This is a genomic window from Sphingosinicella sp. CPCC 101087, assembly GCF_004151485.1.
Taxonomy (GTDB): domain Bacteria; phylum Pseudomonadota; class Alphaproteobacteria; order Sphingomonadales; family Sphingomonadaceae; genus Allosphingosinicella.
Genome location: NZ_SBFF01000007.1, coordinates 271,331 through 292,992 on the forward strand (window position 1 = coordinate 271,331; position 21,662 = coordinate 292,992).

Annotated in this window: 16 protein-coding genes; 5 read left to right on the forward strand and 11 right to left on the reverse strand. The window is 67.3% G+C overall.

Annotated elements, in window-relative coordinates; genetic code table 11:
* Positions 1 to 21: 21 nt before the first annotated feature.
* Entirely contained in the window at positions 22 to 1,365 is a 1,344-nt protein-coding gene (locus tag EKM57_RS13035; protein WP_243451031.1) for a dicarboxylate/amino acid:cation symporter, read from the forward strand.
* A 42-nt stretch (positions 1,366 to 1,407) separates the two neighbouring features.
* Here the strand turns inward: EKM57_RS13035 and EKM57_RS13040 are convergent, their stop codons facing one another.
* The 6 genes from EKM57_RS13040 to EKM57_RS13065 all read right to left on the reverse strand — a co-directional run bounded on the left by EKM57_RS13040 (position 1,408) and on the right by EKM57_RS13065 (position 9,777).
* Positions 1,408 to 3,432, reverse strand: a complete 2,025-nt coding sequence (locus EKM57_RS13040; RefSeq protein ID WP_129792920.1) for an elongation factor G — start codon at positions 3,430 to 3,432, stop codon at positions 1,408 to 1,410.
* 144 nt (positions 3,433 to 3,576) lie between these two features.
* The gene (locus EKM57_RS13045) at positions 3,577 to 4,005 is read right to left on the reverse strand and encodes a YciI family protein (RefSeq protein WP_129792921.1); all 429 of its coding nucleotides are present in this window, start codon (positions 4,003 to 4,005) and stop codon (positions 3,577 to 3,579) included.
* Positions 4,006 to 4,141: 136 nt separating this feature from the next.
* Positions 4,142 to 5,773, reverse strand: a complete 1,632-nt coding sequence (locus EKM57_RS13050) for an alkaline phosphatase (protein WP_129792922.1) — start codon at positions 5,771 to 5,773, stop codon at positions 4,142 to 4,144.
* Complete coding sequence (locus EKM57_RS13055) at positions 5,773 to 8,301, reverse strand: TonB-dependent receptor (protein WP_129792923.1); 2,529 nt, start codon at positions 8,299 to 8,301, stop codon at positions 5,773 to 5,775. The genes EKM57_RS13050 and EKM57_RS13055 overlap by 1 nt, the downstream gene beginning before the upstream one ends.
* A gap of 76 nt (positions 8,302 to 8,377) precedes the next feature.
* Positions 8,378 to 8,776 carry a cytochrome c family protein gene (locus tag EKM57_RS13060; protein ID WP_206185419.1) on the reverse strand — a complete coding sequence of 133 codons (399 nt, stop codon included), beginning with the start codon at positions 8,774 to 8,776 and terminating at the stop codon, positions 8,378 to 8,380.
* Positions 8,773 to 9,777, reverse strand: coding sequence for a lyase (locus tag EKM57_RS13065; protein WP_243451032.1), 1,005 nt, complete (start codon positions 9,775 to 9,777; stop codon positions 8,773 to 8,775). The genes EKM57_RS13060 and EKM57_RS13065 overlap by 4 nt, the downstream gene beginning before the upstream one ends.
* A 153-nt stretch (positions 9,778 to 9,930) precedes the next feature.
* On the opposite strand from EKM57_RS13065, the gene alaS reads away from it, so the two are divergent.
* Positions 9,931 to 12,591, forward strand: coding sequence for an alanine--tRNA ligase (gene alaS / locus EKM57_RS13070; RefSeq protein ID WP_129792925.1), 2,661 nt, complete (start codon positions 9,931 to 9,933; stop codon positions 12,589 to 12,591).
* Between the two features lie 36 nt (positions 12,592 to 12,627).
* On the opposite strand, the gene EKM57_RS13075 is transcribed toward alaS, so the two are convergent.
* From EKM57_RS13075 to EKM57_RS13095, 5 genes are all read right to left on the reverse strand, one after another.
* Entirely contained in the window at positions 12,628 to 14,412 is a 1,785-nt protein-coding gene (locus tag EKM57_RS13075; RefSeq protein WP_129792926.1) for a cation:proton antiporter, read from the reverse strand.
* Positions 14,413 to 14,570: 158 nt separating this feature from the next.
* On the reverse strand, positions 14,571 to 16,271 hold the full coding sequence (ybaL, locus tag EKM57_RS13080; RefSeq protein ID WP_129792927.1) for a YbaL family putative K(+) efflux transporter: 1,701 nt from the start codon (positions 16,269 to 16,271) through the stop codon (positions 14,571 to 14,573).
* Between the two features lie 171 nt (positions 16,272 to 16,442).
* A complete protein-coding gene (locus EKM57_RS13085; protein WP_129792928.1) occupies positions 16,443 to 16,826 on the reverse strand; it encodes a hypothetical protein in 384 nt (127 codons plus the stop codon).
* A 60-nt stretch (positions 16,827 to 16,886) separates the two neighbouring features.
* Positions 16,887 to 17,357: a nuclear transport factor 2 family protein gene (locus EKM57_RS13090; RefSeq protein WP_129792929.1), complete on the reverse strand. Its 471-nt coding sequence runs from the start codon at positions 17,355 to 17,357 to the stop codon at positions 16,887 to 16,889.
* A gap of 127 nt (positions 17,358 to 17,484) precedes the next feature.
* The gene (locus tag EKM57_RS13095) at positions 17,485 to 18,705 is read right to left on the reverse strand and encodes an NADP-dependent isocitrate dehydrogenase (protein WP_129792930.1); all 1,221 of its coding nucleotides are present in this window, start codon (positions 18,703 to 18,705) and stop codon (positions 17,485 to 17,487) included.
* Positions 18,706 to 18,882: 177 nt separating this feature from the next.
* Here EKM57_RS13095 and EKM57_RS13100 point away from each other — a divergent pair, with 177 nt between their 5' ends.
* The 3 genes from EKM57_RS13100 to rpsB all read left to right on the forward strand — a co-directional run bounded on the left by EKM57_RS13100 (position 18,883) and on the right by rpsB (position 21,557).
* Complete coding sequence (locus EKM57_RS13100) at positions 18,883 to 19,620, forward strand: phosphatidylserine decarboxylase (RefSeq protein ID WP_129792931.1); 738 nt, start codon at positions 18,883 to 18,885, stop codon at positions 19,618 to 19,620.
* Positions 19,617 to 20,474 (forward strand): phosphatidylcholine/phosphatidylserine synthase, encoded by an 858-nt coding sequence (locus EKM57_RS13105; protein ID WP_129792932.1) that lies wholly within the window; start codon positions 19,617 to 19,619, stop codon positions 20,472 to 20,474. Before EKM57_RS13100 ends, EKM57_RS13105 begins: the two co-directional genes overlap by 4 nt.
* Before the next feature lie 324 nt (positions 20,475 to 20,798).
* Entirely contained in the window at positions 20,799 to 21,557 is a 759-nt protein-coding gene (gene rpsB, locus EKM57_RS13110) for a 30S ribosomal protein S2 (protein WP_129792933.1), read from the forward strand.
* Positions 21,558 to 21,662 lie beyond the last annotated feature (105 nt).

The following is a 21,662-nucleotide window of genomic DNA, read 5'->3' on the forward strand; positions in this document are numbered from 1 at the left end:
CGGGCTGAAGAGGACGTTGACATGGGCTGGTCGAAGGCAGGCGGAATCCCGCTTCAGGTGAAGATGTTGATCGGTTTCCTGGTGGGCCTCCTGGCCGGCCTTGCCGTCAACATGACCCAACCGGACGCAGCATGGGTGGGGGCCGTCACGACCTACGTGACCGGACCTATCGGGCAGATCTTCCTTCGCCTGCTGTTCATGCTCGTCATCCCGCTGCTCTTCTCCGCCCTCGTCGTCGGCATCTCGGAGATGGGAGAGGTCCGGTCGCTGCGCAGGATCGGCCTTCGTACCCTCGCTTATACCGTGATCGTTTCCTCGATCGCGGTGGCGATCAGCCTTGTCCTCGTGAACCTTCTTCAGCCGGGCGCCGGCGTCGACCGGGCGCTGGCCGAGACGCTGCTGGCCGAATCCGCCGGCCGTGCCGGAGAAATCGTCCGGACCGGAACCCAGCAGCCGTCCGGCATCGATGCCTTCATCAGCATCATTCCCAACAACCTCGTCGAGGCGCTGGGCAGCAACAGCGCCATCCTCTCGGTGATGTTCTTCGCTCTGTTCTTCGGGATCGGGCTGCTGCTCACCGACACGCCAGGCGCCCGAACGCTCCTGAGGGGCTTCGAAGGCCTGTTCGACGTATCGATGCGCCTCATCCTCATCGTCATCCGATTGGCGCCGATCGCGGTCGCCTGCTTCATGTTCAATCTTGCCGCCCTGTTCGGCTGGGACCTGCTCATCCGGCTCTCGGCGTTCGTCGGAGTGGTCCTGCTCGCCCTCGGCCTTCAGATGTTCCTCGTCTTTCCGGCGATCCTCGCGACCGTCGGCCGGAAGAGCCCGCTCGCCTTCTTCCGGGAGACGCAGGAAGCGGCCGTGATGGCCTTCTCCACCGCCTCGTCCAACGCCACGCTCCCGACCGCGCTTCGGGTTGCCGACGAGCAGCTCGGGCTGCCGCGCCGCGTCTCCCGCTTCGTCCTCACGATCGGCGCCACGGCGAACCAGAACGGCACCGCAATGTTCGAAGGAATCACGGTGCTGTTCCTGGCCCAGTTCTTCGGCATCGACCTCACGATCGGACAGCAGATCATGGTGATGCTGGTCTGCATCCTGGGGGGGATCGGCACGGCCGGCGTGCCGGCAGGCTCCCTTCCCGTCGTCGCCCTCATCCTCGCGATGGTCGGCGTCCAGCCGGAAGCGATCGCGCTGGTCCTCGGTGTGGACCGTTTCCTCGACATGTGCCGCACGACGCTGAACGTGGTGGGAGACCTCGTCGCCGCCCAGGTCATTTCGGCGGGCGAGCCGGCCGATCCGGCCCCTGCGCCGCCGATGGGCGGCGAGAATGGCAGTTCTGTCGCGGAGGCGCATCCGTCCTGAGGCCAAGCCTGACCCTCGTTCCAGCCGGGCGCGACAGCGGGCTCAGGCCGGCTCGAGTTCCCTTTGCACCACTTTCTCGGCCAGCGTGCCGTTCAATTCGGCGAGATGATCGAACTCGGCGGTGTAGGTGGCGAGGCCCTGGCTCAGCGACCGCAGCTCGGCGTCGAAGCCCTGCATCTCCGCTTCGGGGACCAGTGCCTCGATCTGATCCCAGCGCGACCAGCCTTCACGCGGCCCCATTCCGAGCATCTGACCGCGGCGGCTGGCGATCGCCGATGTCACCCGCGATGTCGCTGTGCCGGGCGCGAGGACCGTCACCTTCATAACCGGTTCGAGCAGATGCGGCGCCGCTGCGGCGAGCGCTTCGGCCATGCCGATTCGGCCGGCGGTGCGAAAGGCGATCTCCGAACTGTCGACGCTATGATAGGAGCCGTCGACCAGGGTCACCGCCACGTCCACCACCGGAAAGCCGAGCGGACCTTTGGCCATCGCGTCGCGCGCCCCGGCCTCGACCGCGGGGATCCACTGCTTCGGCACGACGCCACCGGTTATGCGCTCCTCGAACCTGAAACCCTGGCCGCGAGGCAACGGCTTCACCTCGAGCACGACGTCGCCGAACTGCCCATGCCCGCCCGACTGCTTCTTGTGGCGGCCGCGCTGCGTGACCGCCTTGCGGATCGATTCCTTGTAGCCGACGGCAGGCGGCCGCGAATCCACCGCCACGCCGTAGCGCCGCTTCAGCCGTTCGAGCGTCACCTTGAGATGCTCGTCATTGACCCCCTTGAGGCGGGTCTCGTGGAGCGCTTCGTCCTGCTCCCATTCCAGCGCCCGATCCTCCTCGGTCAGCTTGTGCAGGGCCGTGGACAGGCGGACGTCGTCCTTTCGGTCGCGCGTGGCGATAGCCAGCGCGTAATTCCGTGTCGGCAGCGGGATCTGCGGCGTCGGCGGCACCTTGCCGGCGGCCAGCGATCCGCCGGCGCCGACGCCTTCGAGCTTGGCGATCGCGACGACATCGCCTTCCCGCGCCTCGGAAAGCTTCGTCGTCTTCTCGCCCTGGACGGCGAAGAGGGTCCCGACCCGCACCGTCGCGCCGTCCGGGCCCTTCAGCTCCGCCCCTTCCTTCAGCTTGTCCCCGAATATTCGCGCGAAGGTGAGCCGGCCCATCGTGCCGCTGTTCGAGACCTTGAACACGAAGGCGCAGCCATCCTCGGCGCCGAGCCGTGCCGCCGCCGCCGCCGGTTCGGGCACCTCGTGCCGCAGGGCCTTCAGGAGCCGCCGCACGCCGAAGCCGTTCTGCGCCGAGCCGAACAGGACCGGGACGATCTGGGCCTGGCCGGTTTCCTTGGCGAGATCCGCGAATACCGCCTGCCGATCCGGTATCTCGTCCATCAGCAATTGCTCGAGCAGGACGTCGTCATGGTCGGCCAGCTGTTCGAGCATGTGGGCGCGCTCCAGCGCCTCACGATCGGCGAGCTCGGGCGGTATATCCTTCTGCTCGGAAGGCTGGCCGGGCCGGTAATAATAAGCGCGCTCGAGAGCGATATCGACGAAGCCGGCAATCTTCTCGCCATTCCTTATCGGTATCCAGCGCGCGATCAGCGGGGACGCGCTCATCGGCTGCAGCGATTCGAGCAGGTTCTGGATCGAGCCGCGCGCCTGGTCGATCTTGTTGACGAAGATCATGTGCGGAATGCCGAGCGCCTCGAGCTGCCGGAGCGACGGCTCGGCGAGAAGGGCGCGATCGGGGTCGGGGTCCACCACGACCAGAGCGAGATCCGCAGCCGCCATGCCGAGCGCGCCGTCGGCGGCGAAGCCCACCGACCCCGGCGCATCGATCAGCGCGTAGCGATCGTCGAGATAATCGAGGTGCATCAGGTTCAACTCGGTGGAGCCGCCTCGGGCGCGCGCCTCGGGCGAGGCATCGCCCACGCTCGTGCCGTCGGCGACGGATCCCTGGCGGCTCACCGTGCCGGAGGCAAAAAGAAGGGCCTCGGCGAGGCTGGTCTTACCCGCCCCGCCAGGCCCGACGAGCGCGATGGTTCTGGTGCCTGCAGCTCTTCCGGGCATGAGCGTCTCCTTCGTCCGCTGCGGCGGATCCGCGAAGAAGACGCGGCGCCGCGTCTTGGGAAAGGACCAGCCTTCACCCTTCTCCCCGGAAGTTCAAGGGGGAAGGGGAGGGTGGAAGTGGATTCGCGACGGTTTGCGGGCCCTTCAGCTCCCGCTCGCCCGCCGCGGCAGCGGCTCCGGCGACTGGAAGCGGGGCCGCCAATGCTCGACCTCGGCGACGAAGATCCCGCTCGTCACGGCGGGATCGACGCTCACCATGGCTCGAGCGGCCTCCAGGTCAGCGGCGCGCAGGACCGCCATGCCGCCGTCGCTGCCGACGAAGCCGCCACCGGCGAAGAGGCTTCCGGCGTCGAGCAGGCCGCGCATGTATCTGCCGTGCGGCAGCAAGCCCTGTTCGTTCATCGGACGCCCTGTCTGCCAGGCCGGGCCGGGCCGGTAGATCACGACGAACAGTTCCGACGCCGTTGCGGCCGTCGCCTCAGGTGCGACTTCCGCAGGCTCCGAGGCTGCGGAAGCCGAACTGGCGAAGAGACAGGCGGCGAGCAGAAAGAGCGAAGACGGAATCCGGCGCATGTGGCGACTCCCAGCAGGCAGGCGAACGCTCAGAATAGCCGGCGAAAGCAGCCAGGGCTATCGACGCGCCGCCGAACGGCGCGGAATAACCGGGCCAACGTCGCTTCTGCGCGCCCGTCCGTGGACCGTGCCGTGCCTATCCGACGCGTTCCAGGCGGTTCGTCCCGTTGACGACTTTCAGCGCATGTCCCGATGTCGCCGTCGAACGCTCCCGGATCGTGCCCAGGAACTGCCACTCTCCGATCGCCTGACCAGGCGTCAGCTCGAGCGTCAGATAGCCGCGTCGGCTGACTTCGGCCCATCGAAGCTGCGGGTTGCCGCCGATCAGCGCGCGAGCGAGATCCTCGGGCGACGCCTGAGGAACGTAGGTCTCGTAGCCTGGGGAGGTGACGCTCTGCACCGCCATGTCCACTCCAGCGGGAACGCCCTCGCGCTCGAGCTGGAAGGCCCAGGCATTGTGGCTGTCGCCGGACAGCACGATCAAATTCGCCTCCGCCTCCTGTGCGGAGCGCAGCAAACGGTCGCGGGCGGCCGGATAGCCGTCCCACATGTCGAGGTTGAACGGCAGGCCCGCCTGCGCGGCCGCGAGCCCTGCCGCCGTGCGCCGGCGCACTTCCTCGCTCGCCCCATTGGCGACGAATGCGGCGACTTCCGGCGGAAGGGAGAGCGATCCCATCACCACCTGCTGGGCGATGACCTGCCATCTGGCGCCACGCCTCGTCGAGCCCTTCAGGCCCTGGGCGAGCCACGCCTCCTGCTCCGCGCCCAGCAAGGTTCGCCGCGCGTCGCGCCATGGCCCGTCTCGAAACTCGACGAGCGCGGCCGGGAGATCCTCGCGGCCGGCGAGCGCTGCGCCGAGATCGAGCGGCCTGGTCCGACCCGTCAGCCGCGTCTCGAGCCGGAACAGAGTGGCCAGGTCGCCGATCTCATAGCTTTCCCAATCCCGGTCCGAGACCGGAAGCCATTCGCGGCAGGCGCGCATCGCCGCCATCTTGCGGGCCTGCCAGTCGCCCTCGGTCTCCGGCTGGTGATTTTCCGCCCCGCCCGTCCAGCTGTCGTTGGCGTTCTCATGATCGTCCCACATCATGACCATCGGGAACATCTGGTGCAGGCGCTGCAGGTCCGTGTCGGCGCGATAGGCCGCGTAGCGCATCCGGTAGTCGGCAAGGGCGACGATCTCGCCCGCCGGTTCGATCACCCGCCCGTCCAGCGCCTGGGGCAGGGACGGGTAAGTGCCCCTCTGATATTCGTAGAGATAGTCGCCGAGATGGACGATCAGGTCGAGGTCGTCGCGGCCGGCGGCATGGGCATAAGCGTTGAACCAGCCGAAGGGCAGGTTGGAGCAGGAGAAGACGCCCATCTTGAACCGGTCGACCGACCCTTGCGGGAGCGTGCGCGTCCGGCCGACCGGCGAGAACCGGCCTTGGGCGTCGACGAAGCGGTAGAAATAGGTCCTGCCAGGGTCGAGCCCTTCGGCGACCGGCTTCACGCACCAATCTCGCTCCGGATCGGCGGTTACCGTTCCGCCCGCCGACACCGTGGCGAAGTCTCGGGTGGGAGAGACTTCGTAGGCAAGCCGGGCGCTGGCGGCCGGAGCGGGCACGTAGCGCGTCCACAACATGACCTGGTCCGGGCGCGGCTCGCCGCTCGCGACATTGTGGGTGAAGCCGCTACCCTGGAGCAGGACGGCGCCTCCGGGCATGGCGAGCGCGCCGATCCCGAGCGTGCCCGCCTTGAGCAGAAGGCGGCGATCCAAGTTAACCGGCATCAGAACCGCACCGAGGCCTGGACGCCGTAGAGGCGCGGTTTGCCGGCGATGAAGGTGGGAAATCCGATCGCATCGCCGGTATTTCCAGCGTCGCGCACATATTCCTCGTCGAGCAGGTTGTTGACGAACGCCTCGATGCGGAAGCGTTCGTTCAACGTGTATCCCAGGCGGGCGTTAACGAGGAAATAGCCTTCCTGCGTCTCGTCCTGGACGAGGTCCGGAACCAGGGCATTGGGCGGCGCCTGCAAGTCCGGCCGATCGTTGTCGTCGTCGAAATAGACTCGCGACTGGTAAGTCAGGCTGGGGGTGAAATCGATCCGACCCGGCCCGAGGTCGGCGGCGATCATGGCGCCGAGCGACAGGCTGTGGTCGGGCGACAGGCGGAAGCGGTTGCCTTCGCGTACCCCGGTCTGCAAGCGACTGTGGTTCCAGGCGTAGGTCGCGAAGATCTCGGCATTCGCACTCGCCCGGTATCGCGCCTGCGCTTCGACGCCGTAGGATTCGGCCTCGCCGGCGTTGGTGGTGACGAACAAGGTGCCCTGTTGCACCGTCGTCTGGAAATTGTCGTAGCGATAGTAAAAGAGCGCTCCGTCGAGATAGAGTCGCCGCCCCAGCGTCTCGGTGCGCGCGCCAACCTCGAAGCTGTCTACCGTCTCCGCATCGACAATGTCGAAGCGGGCTTGGCCGAACGGCGCACCCGGCGGCAAGGCGGAAAGCAGCTCCGGCCGCCGCCCGCGGGTATAAGTGGCGTAGATGGAGCTGTCCGGACCAGGCTCGAAACGGGCGTAGAGACGCCAGCTGAAGCCGTTGTCTTCCAGATCGGCGGAAAGGATGTCGCCATTGTTCGCAGTCGGCTGTGCCCCGAGCCCGAACAGCGGCACGGGGAAAGCCGGCGAGAGGGGTATGTCCGCCGCGCCCGGCGCCGCCAGGGCGGTCAGCAATTGCGTCCGCACAGGCTCGGGCTGCGACAGCGCGCCGATGAAGCCGCCGAGGATCGAGCGCCCGTTCAGCACCGCGGCGCTGATCGCCGAGCTCTTGTCATCGTGGGTGTAGCGAAGGCCGGCGCCGACCTCGAATCGGGGCGACAGGCGCAAGGTCAGGTCGGCGAACAGGTCGATCGCTTCGGTCTCGGCGAAATTGGTCGAGCTTTCGAGATGCCCGGCCTTGAGATTGGCGGCGATGCCCTGAGCGACCGGGCCAGCCAGCGCAACGCCCGACGCGGCGGCTACACCTTGCAGCAAGGCCGCCGTGAAGGCGGTGTTCGCGAATAGCGGAAGCGGCGCCGGGTCCGTCGCGGGGCGGCCGGGAATCGGACCGTTCAGCGTCCCGGTCAACCGCGCGAGCAGCACGCGCTCGTCGAACAAGGCGGGCGTCCGCTGGAACCCTTCCTCGCGGAAATAAGAGGCACCGATGAAGCCGGTGAGCATGCCCCCATCGTCCCAGACCAGGCGCAGCTCCTGGCTGGTCTGCTCCCCATGCGCCTCCTCGGCCGCGGTCAGCACCGGCAGCGAGATCCCGTCCGCGTCGAATATCTCGAGCGAGTCGAACTCGCGATAAGCGCTGATCGAGGTCAAGGTGAGCGCGTCCGTCAGCTCGGCGTTGACGATACCGGTGACGCCCCACACCTCCCGGTCGAGGCCGAGCGGCCGGCCGCCCTCAAAGCCCGCGCCGGGGGCCAGCGCCGCACCGGTCCATGGTTCGCGCGTGCCGATCACCGCCCCGGTGGCAGGATCGGTCGGGCTGAACGTCGTCGACTTGAACGACGTGCCATCGGGCCCATCCTGCTGATAGTTGCCGATCACGTCTACCGTGATGCGGGAGGTCGGTTCGAACCGCAGCGCCCCCCGCACGGCAGCGGTATCGCTCGAATTGAAGTCGCGGCCGCCGAGCAGATTGTCGACATAGCCGTCGCGATTCCTGAGACGGCCGGCGACCCGGACGGCCGCGCCCTCACCCAAGGGCAGATTCACCATGCCTTCCAGAAGGTAATGGTCGTAATTGCCGTAGCCGCCGCGCAGGAGCCCCTCGAACCGGTCGGGATCGGCCTTGTTCTGAATGAGATTGACCGCGCCGATCAGGGCGCCGCGGCCGTAGAGAGTAGATTGCGGCCCGCGCGCAACCTCCACGCGTTCCATGTCGAAAAGCTCGACATAGGAGCCGCGCGACTTGGAGATGGAGACGCCGTCCTGATAGACCGAGACGCGCGGCTCGCCGAAAGCGGTGCCGGTATCGGAGGTGATCCCCCGCATCACGAAGCCGGGATTGTTCGGCGACTGATTCTGCACGTCGAAGCCGGGAACGAAGCGTCCCAGCTCCTCCAGCTCGTTGAGGCCGAGCGCCTCCAGGAACTGGCCGTCATAGGCCGTGATCGCGATCGGGACCTCGACCAGGCTCTGCTCCCTCAGCTGGGCGGTGACGACGATCTGCTGGTCGTCGCCGCCATCGGTGGAGGTTTCCTGGGCCAGCGCGGGCGTCGCGGCGAGAAGTGCAAGCGCGCTGCAGGCGGTAGGGAAAGTCGGTCGTGTCATCAAAAGCCCCCTGAACTGTCGGGGCTGCCATTCCAAAGCTCGGTGACGCGTTGATGACGGCCTGCCGGGCCGCGCCTCAGGGAGAGCCGGCGGACCGGCGCAGCCACTCGATCAGCGCGCGCCGCTCAGTCGGATCCTCGATACCGAGGAGGCCCATTTCGGTGCCGGGGGCGACCGATTCCGGGTCGGTGATGAAACGGTCGAGCAGTTGCGGAGTCCAGCGGCGGCGCCGTTCAGCGAGGCGGCGCAGGGCCGGCGAATAGTCGAAGCCGGGATCGCCGGCGATCGGCCGGCCGATAATGCCGTGCAGGGTTGGACCGGCAGGCGTGCTGCCGCCCGCCTCGACGGCATGGCAGGAAAAGCATTGCTGCCGATAGACGTGCTCGCCCTGCGCGGTGCTGGGGGCGGGGTAGCGGGCGCCGCAGGCGGCCACCGCCGCGGCGACGGCGGCCGCCAGACCGAAATGAAGCCTCACGAGCCCTCGGTCGTCCGCACCACCATGATCCGATCGAGCCCGGATTCGGGAAGATAGACCCAGCCGGGCGCGCCGAGGATCTGCCGCACGTTCGAATTCTCGCCGCTGCCCGGATAGCGGGTCCATTGTTCGGTGGCGGGATCGAAGGAGAGGACGGCATTGGCGCCGAAATCGCTGATCCACACCTTGTCGCGCTCGTCGACATAGACGGCATAGACACGCGGACGCTCGCCCTCGGGGCGCCAGCTCTTCCACTCGCCCGTCGCCGGATCGTAGCGGGTGAGCTGTCCGCCATTCCATTCCGAAATCCACAGATTGCCCCGGCTGTCCGACCAGACCCGCCGCGCACCCTGGTCGGGCGTCGGCGGCTCTATGATCGTCGCCTCGCCGGTTTCGCGGTTCAGGCGGGCGAGGTGGCTGCCGGCCAGCGACACATAATAGATTTCGCCCGAGGGAGTCGCGGCGATTCCATAGGGACCGCGCCCTTCTGGATCGCGCCACACCCGCATCTCCTCGGTACGTGGGTCGAACCGGCCGTAGATTCCGGCTTGCCCGGTGAACCAGACCCGGCCCTCGCGATCGAAGGCCGGGGTGTTGAGGTTCGAATCGGCGAATTCCGCCGGCAGGGGCCAGGCCTTCACCTCGTCGGTGCGCGGGTCGTAGCGGACGATGGCATTCAAGCCGCCGTCGGTGATCCAGGCGGCGCCGTCAGGCCCCTGGATGACGCCATGGGGCGCCGATCCCTCGCCGAGCGGGACCTCGCGCACGGCACCGCTGTCGGGATCGAGGATGCCGAGGGTGCCGCGTCGCTGGCCGGTATACCAGACCTTCCCGTCGGGGGCCGGTGCGACGTCGTGCGGACGGCTGCCCTCCGGCACGGGAAACACCCGCACGTTCGCGGGAAGGGACGCCTGGATTGCGGCAGGTCCGGAAGGCGGCTGGGCCGCACTCTGGCCGGCGGCGTTCGACTGGGCCGCCTGGCCGAAGGCGGGGGCGGCCATCAAGGCTGCAGACAGGACGAATGCTACGGGCAATGGCCTCATAGTTTGATACTCCCGATCATGGCGTGAGGCGTCTTGTAGCGCCTGGAGATGGCAATCGGAAGGCAAGTATCCCGGGTTGCTGCCTCCGCAGCCGTCGCTTACATCGCCCCCATGACATCGACCAACGATATCCGGCGCGGGTTCCTCGACTTTTTCGGGCGCGAGGGGCATCAGATCGTGCCCTCGGCCCCGCTCGTGCCGCAGAACGATCCCACCCTGATGTTCGTCAATGCCGGAATGGTGCCGTTCAAGAACGTCTTCACCGGCCAGGAAACACGCCCTTATTCGACGGCGGTTTCGTCGCAGAAGTGCGTCCGCGCCGGCGGCAAGCATAACGACCTCGACAATGTCGGCTACACCGCGCGTCACCACACCTTCTTCGAGATGCTCGGCAACTTCTCGTTCGGCGACTATTTCAAGGAGCGCGCGATCCTGCTCGCCTGGGAGCTGATCACGAAGGAATGGGGGATCAGCCCCGATCGCCTGACCGCGACCGTCTACCATACGGACGACGACGCCTTCGAGCTGTGGCGCAGGATTTCGGGCCTGCCGGAAAGCCGGATCATCCGCATCGCCACCAAGGACAATTTCTGGGCGATGGGCGACAATGGCCCGTGCGGGCCCTGTTCCGAAATCTTCTACGATCATGGCGAGCACATCCCCGGAGGCCCGCCCGGGTCGCCCGACGAAGATGGCGATCGCTTCACCGAGATCTGGAATCTCGTCTTCATGCAATACGAGCAGGCGGACAATGTCGTCGTCCGGGACCTGCCGCGCCCATCGATCGACACCGGCATGGGGCTGGAGCGGATCGCGGCGGTCATGCAGGGGGTTCACGACAATTACGACACGGACACGTTCAAGGCGTTGATCGCCGCGTCGGCGGAGCTGACCCGGACCGATGCCGGCGGCGAGCGCAAGGCGAGCCATCGGGTGATCGCCGACCATCTGCGCGCCTCCGGCTTCCTGATCGCCGACGGCGTCCTCCCGGCGAACGAGGGCCGCGGTTATGTGCTGCGCCGGATCATGCGCCGCGCGATGCGCCATGCCCATATCATCGGCGCCTCCGAGCCCCTGATGCACCGGCTGGTGCCGTCGCTGGTCGCAGAGATGGGAGCAGCCTATCCCGAACTGGTTCGTGCCCAGCCCCTGATCGAGGAGACGCTGAAGCTCGAGGAGACGCGCTTCCGCCAGACCCTAGACAAGGGCCTGAGGCTGCTCGACGAGGCAACGGCGGGAATGAAGGCCGGAGACACGCTCTCCGGCGACGTCGCTTTCCGGCTCTACGACACGTTCGGCTTTCCCTATGATCTCACGGAGGACGCGTTGCGTGCCTCCGGGCTCGCCGTCGACCGGGCGGGCTTCGATGCCGCCATGGCCGAGCAAAAGGCTGCGGCCCGGGCCGCCTGGAAAGGCTCCGGCGCCAAAGCGTCGGAGGACGTCTGGTTCGACATCGCCGAGGAGCATGGCGCGACCGACTTTACCGGCTATTCGGGTCATGAGGGCGAGGGCGTCGTCGTCTCCCTTGTGAAGGACGGAGTTCGCGTCGACAAAGCGGCTGCGGGCGACGAGGTCGTCGTCCTGACCAACCAGACGCCCTTCTACGGCGAGAGCGGCGGCCAGACCGGCGACACCGGGACCATCACCGGCGAGAAGGGGCTTGAGGCCGACGTCACGGACACGTCGAAGCCGCTCGGGCGGCTGCACGCGCACCATGCCGTGATCCGGTCGGGCGAGGTCGCGGTAGGCGACGCCGTCCACCTGTCGGTGGATACCGAGCGGCGCGCCAAGGTCCGCGCCAATCACAGCGCCACCCATTTGCTCCATGCGGCGCTGCGCCGGCGGCTCGGCACGCACGTCACGCAGAAAGGCAGCCTGGTCGCGCCGGACTATTTCCGGTTCGACTTCTCTCATCCCAAGGCGTTGACCCGCGGGGATATCGAAGCGGTCGAAGAAGAAGTGAACCGTCATATCCGCGAGAACGAGCCGGTCGGGACCCGGCTGATGACTCCCGACGAGGCGGTCGCGGCCGGCGCGCTCGCCTTGTTCGGCGAAAAATATGGCGAGGAGGTACGCGTCCTCTCCATGGGCCGCGGCGACGACAATGCCTATTCCGTCGAGCTGTGCGGCGGCACGCATGTGAGCGCTTTGGGCGACATCCAACTGTTCAAGATCATCGGCGAGAGCGCCGTCGCCGCCGGCGTGCGGCGCATCGAGGCCCTGACCGGTGAAGCGGCGCGCCGCTGGCTCACCGAGCGCGAGGAGCGGCTCAAGGAGACCGCGGCCGCGCTCAAGGCGTCGCCGGACGAGGTTCCGGCACGCGTCGCAATCCTGATCGAGGAGCGCCGCCGGCTCGAGCGGGAGCTCGCGGAGGCGAGGAAGGCGCTGGCGCTCGGCGGCGGCGGCAAGACCGATATGGCCGGACCGGAGCAGGTAGGGGGTCATGGCTTCATCGGCCAGGTGCTGGAAGGCATGGACCCGAAGGGCCTGCGCGGCCTCGTCGACGAAGCCAAGAAGCGCGTCGGCTCCGGCGTCGTCGCCATGGTAGCGGTGAATGACGGGCGCGCCAGCATTGCCGTCGGCGTGACCGACGACCTCACCGCGACGCGCAATGCCGTCGACCTCGTCCGTAAGGCGGTCGAGACGCTGGGCGGGCAGGGCGGCGGCGGCCGGCCCGACATGGCGCAGGGCGGCGGCCCAGACGGCGGCAAGGCGGCCGATGCGGTCGCAGCGGTTCGCGAGGCGCTCGAGGGAGCGGCCGTTCCCGCCTGACGACGGGAATTGCCCCTGCCAATCAGGCTCGCTCCTCTAGCCGGGCTCGATAGCGTCGCGCAGGCGGCGGCCGCGAAGGCGCGGCGCATCCTGGAGCTGGCCCATCTCCATGATCTGCTGGCGCAGCTCGGCGCGCTTCTCGTGGATCGAAGCGATGACGGGTCCCATCGCCATGCCGAGGTCGACCAGCACCGCTTCCGAGAGCTGCAATGACGATTCGACCGTCTCCGGCACCGCATCCGTGGCGCCGGCCCGGTAGAGCTCGGCGGCGTGATGCGTGTCGCGAGCGCGGGCGACGATGGTGAGGTCGGGAAGCCATGCGCGGACCTTCCTCACCAGCCGAACGACCTGCACCGGATCGTCCATCGTCAGGATGAGGGCGCTGGCATGGCCCAGGTTCAGCCGGTCGAGGAATTCGGGCCGCGAAGCGTCGCCGAATACCAATGGAAAGCCTTCGCGGCGAGCGCCGGTGACCACGTCGATGTTCGAATCGACCGCGACATACGGACGATCGTGGTAAGAGAGCATTTCGGCGACCAGGCGCCCGACCCGGCCGAAGCCGACGATCACGGCCCGCGGTTCGTCGCGGCTGGGAACGAGTTCGGCAATCGCATCGACCTCGCGGCCCTCGATGCGACGAGCGACCCAGCGGCCGAGCTTGGCAAGCACAGGCGTGAGCGTGAGCCCCATCGCGGTCACGATCTGCCAGAAGGCGGCGGTCGTCGGCGCGATCAGCGCAGCAGCGGAAGCGGCGGCGAGAACGATCAGGGTCGTCTCTGAGGGCGAGGCCATCAGCAGCCCCGCTTCGGCGGCGACCGCCCGGCGCGCGCCGCCGACCCGCAGCAGCAAGGCGGTCACCAGCGCCTTCACCAGCATCACCGCGACCAAAGCGAGCACCAGCTCTCCCCAGTTCGCCAGGATGGCGCGCAGGTCGAGGCTCATTCCCACCGTGATGAGGAAAACACCGAGACCGAGGCCGCGCAGCGGCGCCGTCATCGATTCGACCTCGCCATGATATTCGGTCTCGGCGATCAGGATGCCGGCGATCAGCGCGCCGACGATCGGCGACAGGCCCGCTGCGGCAGTGGCGAGGCTGGAGGCGATCACCACAAGCAGGCTGATCGACAGGAACAGCTCGGGATTCTTGGTCCGCGCCGCCTGCGCGAACAGCCGGGGAAGCAGCAACCGCCCGAGCACGAGCATGGCGACGACGACGGCAGCGCCGACCAGGACGGTGGTGAGAAGCCCGGAAAAGCCCTCGGCCTGTGCGAAGGGGGCGAGAGCACCCAGCGCGAAGATGATCGGCACGATCGCCAGATCCTCGAACAGCAGCATCGCGAAGGCCGAGCGCCCGACCGGGCTCGTCGTCCCGACCATCGGCAGGACCACCGCCGTCGACGAGAGCGCCAGGGCAAGACCGAGCGCGAAGGCGCCGGTCCAGGGTTGGCCGTAGACGTGAAGGCCGACCCCGATGATCGCCGCGGCGAGGAGCAGCTCGGCGGCGCCGACGCCGAACACGAGCCGCCGCATGCCCCACAGGCGACGGAACGACAGCTCGAGACCGATCGAGAAGAGCAGGAGGATGATTCCGAGCTCGGCGAAGGGAGCGATCGCCTCGGGATTGGAGATGGTGATGTAGTTGAGCCAAGGCATGTCCAGCGCGATGGCGCCGAGGCCGGCCGGCCCCACGAGAATGCCGACCAGAATGAAGCCGATCACCGGGCTGATCCGGAACCGGGCGAAAGTGGGAATGACGATTCCCGCGGCGCCGAGGATCACCAGTGCATCACTGAATCCGGAGGTACTGAACTCGGTCGCCATCCTCCCTTTATGGCGCATTCGCCTTGAATCAACAGTGCCCTCCCGCCGCGGCCCGCCTCAGGCGTAAGCGAGAAGGAGCGCGATCAGCGCGCCAACGCCGGCACTGGCGCCCACGATCGCGGGGAGGAACCACCTGGGAGGCTGCCCCGGCCGCCGGCTCATGTCTGCTCTCCTCCCGGTGCGGTTCGCTCGGGATCGGCGCGCGGCGCGGCCGCGGCCAAGGTCAGCATCCGCGCGGCGGTCTCCCGTTCGCCCATCACCACCTCCTGCACACCAAGTCTTTCAAGATGCGCCACTTCCTCGTCGGAATGGGCCCGGGCGATGATCCTTATGTCCGGGTTCAGTTCCCTGGCCCGCTGGGCGATCACGCCGCCCTCGAATCCCTCGGGAATGGCAATGAGCAAGCGGACCGCCTGCCGAATTCCGGCTTCCTCAAGCACGCGCTGATCGGTCGCATTGCCCGCAACGACGCGCAACCCGGCTTCCTCGGCGCGGGCGGCCAGATCTCCCTCGGTTTCGATGAGGACGGGCACGCGCCCTCGTGCCACGAGCCCGTCGGCGATGATGCGGCCGACCCGGCCATAGCCGACCAGGATGGTGCCGTCGGCAGCCGGGGCGGCGCCGGCCGGTTCGGTCGGCGGCGCTTCGGCCGAGCCTTCGGCCACGATCCGGTCGTAGGCTCGCGCCGCGAGCGAGAGGATGAAGGGGTTGGCGAAGATGGAGAGGATCGCTCCGGCCAGGATGAGGTCCCGCCCCTCCGCCGGAAGCAAGCCGAGGCCCGTCCCGAGCCCGGCAAGAATGAAGGAAAACTCGCCGATCTGGGCCAGGCTCGCAGAGACGACGAGGGCGGTCCGGATCTGATGTCCGAAGGCACGAACGATCAGGAAGGCAGCGATGGACTTGCCAAGGATGATGATCGCGACCGTGGCGAGCAGCGGTAACGGCTGCTCGGTCACGACCTCGGGATCGAACAGCATGCCCACCGAGACAAAGAAGAGCACGGCGAACGCGTCGCGGAGCGGCAGCGTCTCCTCGGCCGCGCGGCGGCTCAACTGGGTCTCGCCGAGGATCATGCCGGCGAAGAAGGCGCCGAGCGCGAACGACACATCGAAGACATAAGCCGCGCCGAACGCGACGCCGAGCGCGATCGCCAGCACCGCAAGCCGGAACAGCTCGCGCGAGCCGGTATGGACGACCCAGTGGAGGACATAGGGTATGACGCGGCGCCCGACGACGAGCATCAAAGCGATGAATCCCGCCACCTTCAGGAAGGTCATGGCGATCGGGCCGGCCATGGCGGCACCGAGCGACGGTCCGTCCTCCACCGTGGAACCGGCGACGGCCGCGATCGGGGGCAGCAGAACAAGGGCGAGGACCATCACCAGGTCCTCGACAATCAGCCAGCCGACCGCGATGCGGCCGCGCTCCGTCTCGACGAGGTTGCGCACCTGTAGGGCGCGCAGAAGAACCACGGTGCTGGCGACCGACAGGGCCAGCCCGAAGACGATTCCAGCGATCAGTCCCCAGCCAAGCGCCAGCGCCAGACCCATTCCCATCAGCGTGGCGGCCGTGATCTGAACGATCGCCCCGGGCACGGCGATCTTCCTGACCGCGAGAAGGTCGCGCAGCGAAAAATGAAGGCCGACGCCGAACATGAGCAGGATCACGCCGATCTCGGCAAGCTCCTGCGCCAGAGCGGCGTCGGCGACGAAGCCCGGTGTGAACGGCCCCACGAGGACCCCTGCCAGAAGGTAGCCGGCAATGGGCGAAACGCGGAGCCTGTGGGCGAGCGAGCCCATCAGGAATGCGATGACCAGACCGGCGACGATCGTGCCGATCAGGGGAGTGTGGTGGGGCATCCAGCCTCCTTCGTGCCCGCGCGGCTCGTGGCGGGCCGGTATATCGCTGATCGGACGCCGGACGCTGGAGGCGGGACCGCGATCGGCACCGCAATCGCCGCGCACCCGGCGCGAGCTCAATGTTTCTCTCCCGTGCCGGATCGTGGTCGCGTTCCGGCACGGGTCGGACGATCAGCCGACCGGAGGCGCGCGCGCCTGAAAGATGGCGCCAGCCCGCCGCTCATGCGCACTCGCGACGGCGGGCGCGCGGCGCAGCCCCGACGATCCGGCAAATCTCGGAATTTCGGCGGGCGCGGACCATGTGGCGAGATGGGCGCGCGCCTCGGCGGAAGCGAACGTCCCATCCGACTTTCCGGGCTGGAGCAGCCTCCGGGACTTGCCCGGCACGCTATTCCGCTTCGGAGTCAATGCGACGTCGCTGGTCGATATGCTGAAGGCGGAGCCGGATTGCCTGGCGATTGGAGAGCCGATGGGGATCACGGCATGAGCCAGCACGGTGGCGAGCGCCAGCCAGAGGCAGGCAAGAGTGATACAACGGCTAAGGCAGAACGGCATTTTCCTGCCTATGACGGCGCGGCGTTCCGTACGCAATCCGAGCGACTGCCGCCGCGGCGCTCAGAACATCGGATGAGGGTTGGCCGACTGCTCGGGAACCGGCTGGATCACGTCCCAGTGCTCGACGATCTTGCCATTGTCGAGCCGGACGATGTCAACGATGGCGACACCCCGATCCTGCGGGTTCTGGCGGGCGCGCACGTGGACCGCGGCGAGGTCGCCGTCGACAATGATCCTGTGCACCTCGCGAACCGCCTCGGGCTGGCTGGCGAAATAAGGCTCAAGAGCGGCGATTGCCGCGGCGCGGCCGTCCGCGGCGAGCGGATTGTGCTGGATATAATCCTCGTGGACGTAGGTTTCGAACGCCTCGCGAACGCGACCCTGGCGATAGAGCAGGTCGACGAAGCGCTCGACGATCTCGCGATTGGCGAACGTCTGCTCGGCCCCCCGCTGCTCTCCTGAGCCCGCAGCCGCGACCGGCGCCGCACAGGCGAACAGCAGGCCGGCCGCGAACGCTATCCTCAGCCTCATCGCCCGTCTCCCTTCCCTCGGCTCGGGCAGAGTGAAGAGAGAGACGGGCGAGGGCAAGAGGCGATTACCCCTCGTTTAGGTCAATCACGCGAAACGGGCGCCAGCAGCCTTCAGGGAGCAAGGAGCGTCAGCTCCAGCTTCCCATCGCCTTTTCGAGGTTGAGGCGAATGGCCTCGAAAAACTGCTCGGTGGTCATCCAGCTCTGCTCGGGGCCGATCAGGATCGCGAGGTCCTTCGTCATCTGACCCTGCTCGACCGTTTCGACGCAGACCCGTTCGAGCGTTTCGGCGAAGCGCACGACGTCCGGAGTCTCGTCGAACTTGCCGCGATACTTCAGACCGCCGGTCCAGGCGAAGATCGAGGCGATCGGGTTGGTCGACGTAGCCTTGCCCTGCTGGTGCATGCGATAATGGCGGGTGACGGTGCCGTGCGCGGCCTCGGCCTCGACGGTCTTGCCGTCGGGAGTCATGAGCACGGAGGTCATCAGCCCGAGCGAGCCGAAGCCCTGCGCGACCTGATCCGACTGGACGTCGCCGTCATAATTCTTGCAGGCCCAGACGAACTTGCCGCTCCACTTGAGCGCGCTCGCCACCATGTCGTCGATCAGGCGATGCTGATATTCGATCCCGGCTGCCTTGAAGCGCTCCTTGAACTCGGCCTCGTAAATCTCCTCGAACAGATCCTTGAAGCGGCCGTCATAGGCCTTGAGGATGGTGTTCTTGGTCGACAGATAGACCGGCCAGCCGCGGTTCAGGCCGTAGTTGAAGCAGGCATGAGCGAAATCCCGGATCGACTCGTCGAGATTGTACATGCCCATCGCGACGCCGGAGCCGGGGAAATCGAACACCTCATGCTCGATCGTCTCGCCATCCTCGCCGACCCACTTCATCGTCAGCTTGCCCGGGCCGGGGACGAGGAAGTCGGTCGCCTTGTACTGGTCGCCGAAGGCGTGGCGGCCGACGACGATCGGATCGGTCCAGCCCGGGATCAGGCGCGGCACATTGTCGATGACGATCGGCTCGCGGAAGACGACGCCGCCCAGGATGTTGCGGATCGTGCCGTTGGGCGAGCGCCACATCTTCTTCAGGCCGAATTCCTCGACCCGCGCCTCGTCCGGCGTGATGGTGGCGCATTTGACCCCGACGCCGTGCTGCTTGATCGCCTCGGCCGCCTCGACCGTGATTCGGTCATCCGTCTCGTCGCGCTTCTCGATACTGAGGTCGTAATAGAGCAAGTCGACATCGAGATAGGGCTGGATCAGCCGCTCGCGGATCCACTGCCAGATGATGCGAGTCATCTCATCGCCGTCGAGTTCGACGACCGGGTTCCTGACCTTGATTTTCGCCATGTGGCCTTTTGCGCCTTCTTCCCCGTGTTGCGTGTGGGGGCCCTGTAGGCGGTGGCGGCGGCAGGATCAACCGAGCCGCCGACGACCGTTCCGCGGCCTGCGGGCGCTAACCGGGAAGGAGCCGGAACGGCGGGGTTCCAGTTGTTTCCCCCCGCCGCACCGCCTAAAGGTCGCGCGATGAGCTCGCTGGAAAAATCCGACCTGGTCACCACGAACGTCCGGTATCGGATGCCGAGCGTCCATCCGGACGGACGCAAGTTCGTCGTCGTCGCAGCGGCGATCGCCGCCTTGTTCTGGTGGATAATCGACTGGGACGTGGTCGGCTGGCTCGCGGCCGGACTGACATTGTGGACGGCCGCTTTCTTCCGCGATCCGATCCGGACGACCCCGACCGGCGAGGGGCTGATCGTTGCGCCCGCCGACGGCCTGGTAACGATGATCGCGACCGTGCCGCCGCCGCGCGAGCTGGTGGGGGAGGGCGGCCTGGCCGACGAGCCGGTGATCCGCGTCTCCATCTTCATGAGCGTGTTCGACGTCCACATCAATCGGGCGCCGATCGCCGGAACGATCACCCGCGTCGTCTATATTGCCGGCAAGTTCCTCAACGCCGATCTCGACAAGGCTAGCGAACATAATGAGCGCCAACACATATTGGTGGAAGGCGATGACGGGACGAGGGTAGCCTTCACCCAGATTGCCGGCCTGGTCGCGCGCCGAATCGTCCCCTGGATCAAGGTCGGGGACCGGGTGGTTTCGGGCCAGCGGGTCGGCTTGATCCGCTTCGGCAGCCGGGTCGACGTCTATCTGCCGGCCGGCACCTCTTCGCAGGTGCTCCTTGGGCAGCGCACCGTCGCGGGCGAGACCATCGTGGCGCGAGCCGGGGTGTCGGAACTCATCGAGGGCGTCGCCCAGTGACGCCACCCGGCGCCGGGGGCGACAATCGCGGTATACCCCTTCGGGCGGTGGTGCCCAATGCGGTCACCGCGCTGGCACTGTGCGTCGGCCTTACCGGCGTGCGCTTCGCAATCGCCGGGGAATGGGCGAGCGCCATCTTCGCGATCATCGCCGCCGGCGTGCTCGATGGCATGGACGGTCGCATCGCACGGGCGCTCAAGGGCCAGAGCCGGTTCGGGGCGGAGCTCGATTCCCTTTCCGACGTGATCGCCTTCGGCGTCGCGCCGGCCATCATCCTGCATTTATGGTCGCTCCAGTACCTGCCGCGCTTCGGCTGGCTGTTCGCGCTCGCTTACGCAGTCTGCATGGCAATGCGCCTTGCCCGGTTCAATGCGCGCATCGACGTCGCGGACCAGCCTCACAAGTCGGCCGGCTTCCTGACCGGCGTGCCGGCACCGGCCGGTGCCGGCCTGCTGCTCCTGCCTATCTACCTGTGGCTTGCGAGCGGCCGCGAATGGACCTGGCTGCAGGACTATCGCCTGATCGGCCCCTGGGCGGCCCTGGTCGCCTTCCTCGTGATATCGAGCGTCGCGACCTTCTCCTGGACGTCGCTGCGGCTGCGGCGGAGCATCCGGCTGGAGGCAATCGTCGTCATCGCGATGTTCGGCGCCGCACTCGTCTCGGCGCCATGGGAGACGCTGAGCGCCGCGGCCATTCTCTACCTCGTGCTGATCCCGTTCAGCATGTCGAGCTATGCGAAGGTCAGGCGGCTGCGCGCCGCCGCGTCGACACCGCCGCGTCCGCCCGAGGCGGCTGCACCCGACCCGAAGGCACCCCCCGCAGGGCGGCGGCGATCTGGGCCCAATTCGCCCTGACGGTCATTTCCAGAATCAGGCCGAGCGAGGCGAGCAGCCCGGTGAAGAACAGGATCGAGGCGGAATGAGCCAAAGTCTATCCCCTTGAAAAATCGTCCGGTTCAACGCCGACCGAGTGGAGAGGCTCCGCCACCGCGTTGAAGAGCCAACATGTTCGTGTTTTGTTCTGTTGTCAAGCCTGGCTCAAGCGGCTTGATTTCAACGCCTGCTGCTCCTAAGTGCGCGGCCATTCCACATGCGGATGCCATCATACCGGTGGCTGCGGTTTCCCAGGGAGACCCGGCTTATCGGCGCCGCAGAGGTAGAACCGGAAGGAGAAAGACCATGGCGTCCACCGACGTCACCATGCAGCAATTGCTCGAGGCCGGAGCGCATTTCGGCCACCAGACCCACCGCTGGAATCCCAAGATGAAGCCGTACATCTTCGGCGAGCGGAACGGGGTCCACATCATCGACCTGTCGCAGACAGTGCCGCTCTTCGCGCGCGCGCTGGACTTCGTCCGCAATTCGGCCGCGGCCGGCGGGAAAGTGCTGTTCGTCGGCACCAAGCGCCAGGCGCAGGAGCCGATCGCCGAGTCGGCGCGCCGCTGCGGCCAGCATTTCGTCAATCATCGCTGGCTCGGCGGCATGCTCACGAATTGGAAGACCATCTCCAACTCGATCAAGCGCTTCAAGGCGCTCGAGGAGCAGCTTGCCGGCGACACGGCGGGACTGACCAAGAAGGAAGTCCTCCAGCTTACGCGCGAGCGCGACAAGCTGGAAATGTCGCTCGGCGGGATCCGTGACATGGGCGGTCTTCCCGACGTCATGTTCATCATCGACGCCAACAAGGAAGAGCTGGCGATCAAGGAAGCCAATGTGCTCGGCATTCCGGTCGTCGCCGTCCTCGATACGAACGTCAGCCCGCAGGGCATCGCGTTCCCGGTTCCCGGCAATGACGATGCCAGCCGTGCCATCCGCCTCTATTGCGACGCGGTCGCCGATGCGGTCCTCGCCGGCAAGCAAGGCGGCGCCGCCGCCCGCGGTGCGGACCTCGGGGCGATGGACGAGCCGCCGGCGGAAGCCGCGCTCGCCGAAGCCTGATGATTCTCCCCTCCCGCCAGTGGAGGGGATCGAAAGACGGGCCGGGCCTCCGGGCCCGATCCGTTCACTTCCAGCCCCTCCCGCGAGCGGGAGGGGAGCCAAAGA

Coding starts and splice junctions, on each gene's coding strand:
- EKM57_RS13035 (WP_243451031.1), top strand. CDS start 22: ATGGGCTGGTCGAAGGCAGGCGGAATCCCGCTTCAGGTGAAGATGTTG.
- EKM57_RS13085 (WP_129792928.1), bottom strand. CDS start 16,826: ATGCCGTTCTGCCTTAGCCGTTGTATCACTCTTGCCTGCCTCTGGCTG.
- alaS (WP_129792925.1), top strand. CDS start 9,931: ATGACATCGACCAACGATATCCGGCGCGGGTTCCTCGACTTTTTCGGG.
- EKM57_RS13075 (WP_129792926.1), bottom strand. CDS start 14,412: ATGGCGACCGAGTTCAGTACCTCCGGATTCAGTGATGCACTGGTGATC.
- EKM57_RS13040 (WP_129792920.1), bottom strand. CDS start 3,432: ATGCCCGGAAGAGCTGCAGGCACCAGAACCATCGCGCTCGTCGGGCCT.
- EKM57_RS13050 (WP_129792922.1), bottom strand. CDS start 5,773: ATGCCGGTTAACTTGGATCGCCGCCTTCTGCTCAAGGCGGGCACGCTC.
- EKM57_RS13045 (WP_129792921.1), bottom strand. CDS start 4,005: ATGCGCCGGATTCCGTCTTCGCTCTTTCTGCTCGCCGCCTGTCTCTTC.
- EKM57_RS13100 (WP_129792931.1), top strand. CDS start 18,883: ATGAGCTCGCTGGAAAAATCCGACCTGGTCACCACGAACGTCCGGTAT.
- rpsB (WP_129792933.1), top strand. CDS start 20,799: ATGGCGTCCACCGACGTCACCATGCAGCAATTGCTCGAGGCCGGAGCG.
- EKM57_RS13055 (WP_129792923.1), bottom strand. CDS start 8,301: ATGACACGACCGACTTTCCCTACCGCCTGCAGCGCGCTTGCACTTCTC.
- EKM57_RS13090 (WP_129792929.1), bottom strand. CDS start 17,357: ATGAGGCTGAGGATAGCGTTCGCGGCCGGCCTGCTGTTCGCCTGTGCG.
- ybaL (WP_129792927.1), bottom strand. CDS start 16,271: ATGCCCCACCACACTCCCCTGATCGGCACGATCGTCGCCGGTCTGGTC.
- EKM57_RS13065 (WP_243451032.1), bottom strand. CDS start 9,777: ATGGCCGCCCCCGCCTTCGGCCAGGCGGCCCAGTCGAACGCCGCCGGC.
- EKM57_RS13095 (WP_129792930.1), bottom strand. CDS start 18,705: ATGGCGAAAATCAAGGTCAGGAACCCGGTCGTCGAACTCGACGGCGAT.